The organism is Methanosarcina sp. A14, from assembly GCF_001729375.1.
GTDB classification, from domain to species: domain Archaea; phylum Halobacteriota; class Methanosarcinia; order Methanosarcinales; family Methanosarcinaceae; genus Methanosarcina; species Methanosarcina barkeri.
This window is the reverse complement of record NZ_LZPK01000211.1, coordinates 1-7232: the sequence shown is the minus strand read 5'-3', so window position 1 is coordinate 7232 and position 7232 is coordinate 1. Positions and strand designations below refer to the sequence as shown.

Sequence of the window (7232 nt, the reverse complement as noted above, 5' to 3'; positions counted from 1 at the left end):
CAGTTTAGTCAGTTTAGTCAATTTGATCAATTTAATTGGTTTAATCAGCTTAATTAGGCTTTCATCGGGTTTAAATTAGATTAAACCGGCTTAAATTTACCAAATAAATATTAAAAAACATTTTAAATCAATTGCTCTTGAAATGCATTGTTGGCTCTATGTTTATTGTGCTTGAAACCTCTGGAGTCTTCGGAGTCTTCCTCCGACTCTTCTTCAAAATCTTCAGAATCCTCTTCATTCTGATCGTCATTAAGATCTTCATAATCGGTCTCAAACTCTTCCCCTTCTTCAAAAACAGCTTCAACAGGTTCTTCTCCCGACATGTCGAGATATGACTGTGAAAGTTTAGGAGCAAGGAAGCGTGCAGTATAGCTTCCCTGAACTGTGGACACTTCCTCCGGAGTTCCTTCGGCAATAATTTCTCCGCCTGCGTTCCCGCCTTCGGGACCCAGATCAATGATATAGTCTGCTGATTTGATTACATCCAGGTTATGTTCTATTACAACCACAGTGTTTCCTTTTGCCACAAGCCTGTTAAGAACTGCGATGAGTTTTTTGACATCATGGAAGTGAAGTCCGGTTGTGGGCTCATCAAGGAGGTAAATGGTCTTTCCGGTACACTTTTTGGAGAGTTCCCTTGTCAGCTTGATCCTCTGGGCTTCTCCACCGGAAAGCGTTGTTGAGCTCTGGCCGAGTTTGATATAGCCCAGCCCGACTCTTATTAAAGTATCGAGTTTGCGTTTGATTGAAGGGATGTTTTCAAAGTGCTCGGCAGCCTCTTCAACGGTCATGTTCAGGACTTCAGCAATCGATTTGCCCCTGTACTTTACTTCGAGAGTTTCACGGTTGTAGCGTTTACCCTTGCATTCCTCACACTCGATGTATACATCAGGCAGGAAATTCATTTCGATTTTTATCAGTCCTTCTCCCTGACAGGCTTCACAGCGCCCTCCTTTTACATTGAAGGAGAAACGCCCATTTTTATAACCCCTGATTTTCGCTTCTTTTGTTTCGGCAAAAGCCTGTCTTATGGCATCAAAAACCTTGGTATAGGTGGCAGGGTTTGAGCGAGGAGTCCTGCCGATAGGGCTCTGGTCAATAACGATTACCTTGTCGATCTCGGAATCGAAAACCAATTCGTCATAGTCCCCTGGGGTTACACTTGATTTATTTATCTTTTTCATCAGGGCTTTGTACAGGGTCTCATAAATTAATGTGGATTTTCCGGACCCTGAGACCCCTGTAACCACGGTCAGGACCCCTATGGGAATATTCACATCTATGTCCTTCAGGTTGTTCGCCCTGCACCCTTTAAGCCTGATGAATGCATCGCTGTGCCGGCGAAGGGCAGGCGTTTTTATCTGTTTTTCTCCTGAAAGGTACTGGCCTGTCAGAGATTTCGGATTCTGTTCAATTTCTTCAGGTGTGCCTTCGGCTACCACATAACCCCCATGAACGCCTGCACCTGGCCCTATATCGAGCACATAATCAGCAGACCGAATAGTATCTTCATCGTGCTCCACGACTATCAGAGTATTTCCAAGATCCCGCAGAGTCTGGAGAGTCTGGATAAGCCGCTCGTTGTCTCTCTGGTGCAGTCCTATTGAAGGTTCGTCAAGCACATAGAGCACTCCCATGAGGTTTGAGCCAATCTGAGTAGCTAGCCGGATTCGTTGTGCTTCTCCGCCTGAGAGAGTACCTGCACCTCGCGAAAGGGTGAGATAGCCGAGCCCCACATGCTCTAAAAAGCCGAGCCTGGAGCGAATTTCTTTTAAGACTTGTTTTGCGATCTCTTTTTCCTTTTCCGAGAGCTCCACGTTTTCGAAAAACCGGATACACTCCAGAATTGAGAGATTGGATACATCTATAATGGATTTCCCGCCGAACTTTACTGCAATCACTTTTTCCTTCAGTCTCTTGCCTTCACATTTTGGACAGGGTTTAACCTGCATGAATTTTTCAAGTTCTTTTCGGCGGTACTCGGATTTTGTCTGGCTGTACAGTCTCTCGGACTGCGGGAGCAACCCTTCCCAGGTGCCCCTATGAGACCAGTGTGCATCCCCGTTCTTCATGCTCATATTGAACTGCATAAGTTCGTCCGAGCCGTACATGAGAGCATTATACTGCTCATCTGTGAGGTCCTCAATGGGAGTAAATATGTCAAAACCGAAATGTTTTGCCACAGCTGCAAGGTGCTGGCTTCGGTAACTGTCCAGATAATTTCTGTACAGAGCGACTGCGCCGTCTGCAATACAGAGAGTTTTATTCGGAATAATCAGGTCAGGGTCGAATTCCATCTTGATCCCGAGGCCATTACAGGCTTCACAGGCGCCGAAAGGACTGTTGAAAGAAAACATCCTGGGCTGGAGTTCTTCAAAAGCCATGCCGCAGACAGGACAGGCCATATTCGAGGAATAAAGGTGGTCTTTTCCTTCCGAATCAACTGCTATTAAGAGTCCATCTGCCTTATTTAGAGCATTTTCACATGCTTCAACAAGCCTTGAGCGGTCTTCTGAAGGGTCCAGCCGGTCAACCACGACTTCAATATCATGTTTTTTGTATCGGTCAAGGGTAATCTCATCGTCAGTCCTGTGAATCTCGCCGTTTACCCTCATCCGGGTGAAGCCTTCGCTGTTCAGTTCTCGGAAAAGCTGCTGGTATGTCCCTTTCTTCTGGCGGACTATAGGCGCAAGAATGGTAACCATACCTTCACATTCTCTGCTCAGGCTGTCCGCAATCTTTTCAGGAGACTGAGACTCGATTTTTATGTTGTGGGTTGGGCAGTAAGGGGTGCCGACTCTTGCAAAAAGCAGCCTCAAGTAATCATAAATTTCGGTAACTGTCCCGACTGTACTTCGGGGGTTTTTCGAGGTCGTTTTCTGTTCAATGGATATTGCCGGAGATAAGCCCTCGATGCTGTCCACATCCGGCTTGTTCATAAGCCCTAGGAACTGCCGCGCATAAGCCGAGAGGGACTCAACATATCGCCGCTGTCCTTCTGCATAAACCGTGTCAAAAGCCAAGGTGGATTTCCCTGAGCCTGATACCCCTGTAATAACGATTAATTTGTCCCGCGGGAGTTCTACCGTGATGTTTTTCAGGTTATGTTCCCGTGCCCCTTTAATAATAATATTTTTCATTTTCCTTCTCTCGGGTTTTTGTCCAGTTGAATCGGTTAGATGAAAATTTAAGGTCAGAATAAAGTCTGGATTTTAGATTAAAGTAAATTCTGGATTTTTAAGTTAGATCTCTAAAAAATCCAGAAATGATATGAATTTATGAATTTTAAGAAACTTTTTTGAAAAACCTAAAGTTTATATTTATTTATCGAGCCATTTTTTTCAGGCAGATAATTCCATATATTATTATAAATAAGTAGTGATAATTACATGACGTTGATTTCACTCCTCATATATATGACAATTTTCGGATTCATGCTACCCCGTTTTTCGATACATACAGCAGAATGCAGACTTTTTATTAATAGAGTAATATAGCGGAGTGAAAGTATTAATCAGTAAATAACCGGTTTTAAAGTTTATATTTAGTAGATTGCGTTCATAGATATTGAATTGTATGGCGTTCTTACGTTTAATTTTTGATCTGTTTGTCTTTAATACTTTCAGTTCGGAATAATCATTTTCTCTACAAACCAGCGTAAATAAAAGCCTGTTAAGCAAGGAACTGATCCCCAAAAAGAAGGAGAAAAAAACATCGGTATACTGCAAGAAATGCGGAGTTTGAACTTTTAATCATGTGATGGAGGGCTAGATCATGTCGATCATATAAATAATTATCTACTTTAATATATTTTAGTAGATTTATGTTAAGTTTGCAAGAAAGTATTCATGAGAAGTGCCCTGGTGATAGTACTTCAATATTTTCTGTCTTCAAAAAGAGAAGGATATTTATCTTTAAGTAATTTAGGAAATTCTTTGCCTATTTTTGTATTTTGAGAATATTGTTACTCTCGTTGCGCTGGCGCACCCCTACAAGCAATGGGGATATGTTCGCGTCCCCGTTACAATCTTGATTGTAGTAAAAAAGCATGGAATTACATAGAATATATAATAAATTTTTTTAAACTTATAAAAATTGTCAAGCCCAATTGAACCAAAAAAGAAGAAAACTATTAAATATAAATTAGTTAACACTGTCCTACTAAGGTTATTAACTTCATATTTCTCAGGTACTGTAAAAGTTAAAGTGTTTTTTCCTGAATGTTGACCTAAAATTAGTAATACAAGTTTTCAATATAATAATATCAAATATCACAAATGTAATGAAAAGTGTTAAATAACAGTTTGTCGTATGTATCTATGTCTAAGCGAACAGACAAAAATAGAAAAGCCTCCTAAATCTGTGAATTGAACGCATAACTCCTGAATTCTTTACCTGTATGTGCAGCGGGTGAGGAATTTCAGGTGTTTTCGCGTTCAAATTTGAGTTCAAAATTTCCTATTTTACTTAGTATTCAATAGTTTAAAACTCATCCAGGCCAATGCTTCTTAAAAGGAAGAATATACTTGTTTATAAGAGAACCTATTCCATAACTCAAAACTGCTTCTCCGAATATGGAATTAAGAATAATCAATGAGTTTCTGATCACGGGAATAGGTCTTAAATTCTTATCAGTTCTTAGTATAAAGCTGGTTTTGGGATGAGCTCAGAGTATACTTCTCAAAATATACCTATAAGTTCATTATTTATTTAATGATATAGTTGTAAGTTTTGAAAATTTGACTCCTTTCAAGGCTATTATAGATTCAGTAAGTTCTGCAATATCTTCACCTTTTCCATTGAGAAAAATTAGTTCAAAACAATTTTCACGATCAAGGTAAACATGCACTGAAGATCTTATCAGGTGAGAATAGTTATGCTGGATATTTGTTAAAACATTTGCAAGGTCTTTTCTCTTGTTGTCATAAATAACCGCAATTGTTCCTATACGATAGCCCTTAACGTCGTTTATCCATTCATAATGGTAAATATAACTCCTGATAGCATCTCTCATGCCTTCCGAGCGGGAAGAATAACCTCTTTTCTCAACGATTTCATCGAATTTATTCAGAAGGGTATCTGGAAGAGAGACACCTATCCTCATAAGTTCTGTTTCTATCATAATACCCACCATACAGTTTAATTTAGATCTAAATGTTACATTATTTATTGTATGTATTACTATATATGCTTTTTTCATGTAGGTATTAATATAAAATAAATATATTAATTATAAAATTATGACCAAAGGACACTTTAGTAATGTAGAACCGACATAAAGTAGTATAGCCATTTTTTGTATAGAAAAATGATCTATTCTCGGCATACGGAGTTAAAATGAGGTTTGACTAAAACTTCTGAACGATGTATATAACTTTTTCGTGCCATTGTTTAATAAAATACGGATTCTTATCCTTCTTGGCGTTAATTGGAAATAAGTTTGCTCTTGATGGATCGAAATACTCCAAAGTTTGTTTGGAAAAGCAGAAAAAGGGGAGTAGACATAATACCCAGGAATTTTAAAAGATTTGAAGCTTGCAACACTGCATTAAAAACAGGAATGTGATTTTCTCAAGAAAAGTTTCCCTTTAAGTAGTCCCTTTAAGTAGTCCCTTTAAGTATAGTAGCCTCTTCAAGTATAGTAGTCCCTTTAAGTATAGTTCCACTGGAATATCTCCCTGAATATATCGCAAATGTAATGTCTTACCTGGGCAGAGAAGCTATCTAATGTATTACCAGAATCAATACTTTTTCCATTTTCCGATTCAGTATCCTTGCCATTCTCAAATTCAGTATCTTCACAATTCTCAGATTCGATATTTTTTCCGGTTTCATACTTAGCATTTTTTTCATCGCTTGACAACTTAACTAACCATGCGTTCTCGTTTTTAACGCCCGCAGCTACATATCCACCATCTGAAGTCTGTTGAACGGAATATAGCGTACAGTTTCTGAATTCTTTTATCCATTCCTGATTACCTTCACTGTCTGTTTTCATTATGAACGCGTTACCATCAGTCTCAAGGGTCCATGAGTCATTATACATTCCGGCCAACACATAACCATTATCTGAAGTAAGCGAGATAGAAAAAGCAGAGTCATCCATAGGTCCGCCAAAGGTCTTATTCCACTGCTCCTTACCATACTCGTCAGTCTTTATAAGCCAGATATCATAGTTACTTGATTGATTTGAGATAGTAGCACTGGCAATTACATATCCGCAATCAGAAGTCTGCTTAACAGGATCTAATAGAAAGTTCAATGTTTCAAGACTATGATTTTTGCCAAAGGTATTGTTCCACTGCTTATTGCCACTCATGTCATACTTAGTTATCATAATATCATAATCGACCAGAACCAGATCATCCCGCTCTCCGATCTCATATTCGACTATACCGCCAATTACGTATCCACCATCAGAAGTACGTTCAGCCCTGTACTGAAGGTAATCCCAATGAGTAATATTATCAGATACTCTATTCCACATCTCGTTTCCTTTTTTGTCTGTCTTGATCAGCCATGGTTCGGCATAACCAGAAGGAAATGTGTAACCTGACAACACATAACTGCCGTCTGAAGTTTGTCGGGTGAAGTATCCTTCATCAAAATAAGTTCCCCCATAAGTTTTATTCCACTGCATATTCCCACTTTTATCAACCTTAATAAGCCAGGCATCCGGATAACCTTCTATACCTTTGCCGTATGAAGCCGTTGTGCCTGCCACTATATACCCACCGTCTGAAGTCTGTTGAATACACCAGGCACTATCTTCACCATTTCCACCAAAAGACCTGTTCCATTGTTCCGCAGGTTTTTCTGCAGCCGCCATATTTGATATCTGTAAAAACAGAACTAATAAAAGAAAAATTAGAATAATTCTATATTCAACATTTTTAATCACAGTGTCCCCCCTCAAAAACTGACTGTAACAAACAAGTAACAAATATAGTTTGAATATTTAAAGAGTTGTCACAAAATATGAATATTGCGGATTATTAATATATTAAAAGTACATAGAAAAATATGACACAAACAAGATTTATGACTTTACCCTGCTTTCTGCAGGTAAACGCAAAAATTCATTTAATTTCCCTAATGCTATCGATTTATCAAAAACCTTTAAAACTAATTTTATGAAGAACGATGCGAGAACTAAGCCCTTCACGCTCACTTTTACACTTTAATATCTGAAGCATCTCATCCTGAACATCCACCGAAATGACCTTTACCGA

3 protein-coding genes are annotated in these 7232 nt (G+C 38.9%); all 3 read right to left on the bottom strand.

Features of this window, described 5'->3' with window-relative positions; translation table 11 throughout:
* Nucleotides 1–122: 122 nt before the first annotated feature.
* The 3 genes from uvrA to A9239_RS10720 all read right to left on the bottom strand — a co-directional run bounded on the left by uvrA (nucleotide 123) and on the right by A9239_RS10720 (nucleotide 6829).
* Nucleotides 123–3140 carry an excinuclease ABC subunit UvrA gene (gene uvrA, locus A9239_RS10730; protein ID WP_048116692.1) on the bottom strand — a complete coding sequence of 1006 codons (3018 nt, stop codon included), beginning with the start codon at nucleotides 3138–3140 and terminating at the stop codon, nucleotides 123–125.
* A gap of 1562 nt (nucleotides 3141–4702) precedes the next feature.
* On the bottom strand, nucleotides 4703–5119 hold the full coding sequence (gene nikR, locus A9239_RS10725) for a nickel-responsive transcriptional regulator NikR (RefSeq protein ID WP_048122695.1): 417 nt from the start codon (nucleotides 5117–5119) through the stop codon (nucleotides 4703–4705).
* 531 nt (nucleotides 5120–5650) lie between these two features.
* Nucleotides 5651–6829 (bottom strand): hypothetical protein, encoded by a 1179-nt coding sequence (locus tag A9239_RS10720; RefSeq protein ID WP_230668858.1) that lies wholly within the window; start codon nucleotides 6827–6829, stop codon nucleotides 5651–5653.
* Nucleotides 6830–7232 lie beyond the last annotated feature (403 nt).

Bases quoted from the DNA above. Each gene is read 5' to 3' on its own strand.
- uvrA (WP_048116692.1), bottom strand. From the start codon at position 3,140: ATGAAAAATATTATTATTAAAGGGGCACGGGAACATAACCTGAAAAAC.
- A9239_RS10720 (WP_230668858.1), bottom strand. From the start codon at position 6,829: ATGGCGGCTGCAGAAAAACCTGCGGAACAATGGAACAGGTCTTTTGGT.